Source organism: Oscillibacter sp. CU971 (assembly GCF_905219725.1).
GTDB lineage: Bacteria > Bacillota > Clostridia > Oscillospirales > Oscillospiraceae > Oscillibacter.
In genome coordinates this window covers 1-1,383 of the sequence record NZ_CAJMXG010000483.1, presented here as the reverse complement: position 1 = coordinate 1,383, position 1,383 = coordinate 1, and the positions used below count along the sequence as shown (strand labels likewise).

General features: G+C 46.8%; 2 protein-coding genes. Both read right to left on the bottom strand.

What is annotated here, in order from left to right; translation table 11 throughout:
• Positions 1-53: 53 nt before the first annotated feature.
• Entirely contained in the window at positions 54-566 is a 513-nt protein-coding gene (locus JX325_RS16775; RefSeq protein ID WP_204792164.1) for an RNA polymerase sigma factor, read from the bottom strand.
• A 544-nt stretch (positions 567-1,110) separates the two neighbouring features.
• Positions 1,111-1,383 (bottom strand): AraC family transcriptional regulator (locus JX325_RS16770; RefSeq protein WP_204792163.1); only part of this gene is annotated, 273 nt, incomplete at its 5' end.

Sequence of the window (1,383 nt, the reverse complement as noted above, 5' to 3'; positions counted from 1 at the left end):
GGTGGAAGGCTTTCCGTCGCCCTCCACCTGTTTCCTCACTCAAACGCGAAAATTCACCCCCCTATAAGAATTTTTTTCAGATATTTTTCTGCAGTCTTTATTGACTTGGCAATCACCTGAAATTTACATTCTTCCATAGCCGCAATCTGCTCGTATGTAAACTCCCCAAAGTAGTACAACACCAGACGGCGGCGCTGCTTTTCAGGCAGTTTGGCGATTGCCTGATGCAGTTTGTCCACTTCCATTCGCTGAGAAACGGTTTCTTCCACGCTTTCCTGGGGCTTTGCGGCCCGCCTGTTCAGCGTCGCTTCCGTCACCTCGGATTGCTCGTAGTGCCTGTCCACTTCATTGAAAAAAGAAAGATCGTCCAGTTCAAACTCATGGAATGCGTCGAACAGGGCTTTGTCAATCTCCATCCAGCGTTTCACTCCGCCGCCGTCCTTGAAGAACAGATAGAAGCGCGGGTGAGCGGTGTTGATTCCAGCGGTATATATCTCGTAGGGACTGTCCTCGTCCCTCCGGCGCTTGGGCCGGGGGTCAAGATTTTTCGGATGGCTGTCTGCCATTTTCTTTTACCTCCAGNCTGAATTTTTGAAAATTCAGACTGGACGGCGGGCCGCGACAACCTACACCAAAGGCGGGCTTTTCATGCCTATCGACTGAAAATGACAAAAAACGCCCGGCAGGTCGTAAACCTACNGGGCAGGGGGAAGAATAAAATTTAGCTGTGACGACATTGTATAGTTCATCTTCATGGCCGGAATATCCCTTGGCGGGGGACAGGCTTTTTTTGATGAATCATTCTTTGTCAAAATTGGTCGAAACTCTTTCGGCCTCATGGCGGCTACCTCCTTGAGCCGCCAATTTTTCCAGTGTGCTATTTTTAGTTCATAAAAACAGCGGCTTTGAATAAGTTCAAAACCGCTGTAAAGCAATCGACTATTTGACAGGAGTAATCAGCCTGCCCAACAGCGGTTTTTTTCTTTTCCGCCGCTGGGCAGACTTAAAATATTGGCATATTCCTAAATGTGTTCCTAAGCCCAACAAAACAGGCAAGAGAGCAGTATCGTATTGCCCTCTTGCCCACTTCTCTTTTGGCAGTGGCTATTGCTATAAGTTCTTTGTATTTTGCTTTCTATATTCAGCAGGTGTGATTCTCATAATATTTTGGAACGCAGCAGCAAATTTGCTCTGATTTTCATATCCAACCTTGTTTGCAATCTCTGCAATCGTAGCCTGTGTCTGACGGAGCAGAGATGCTGCCTGTTTGATGCGATATTCCTTCATGTATGTGCCAATAGGCTGTCCGTAGATACCTTTGAATGTGTTTTTCAGAGTGGCCGTGTTGATAAGAAATTCTTTGGCAAGTTCTTCTATTGTGGG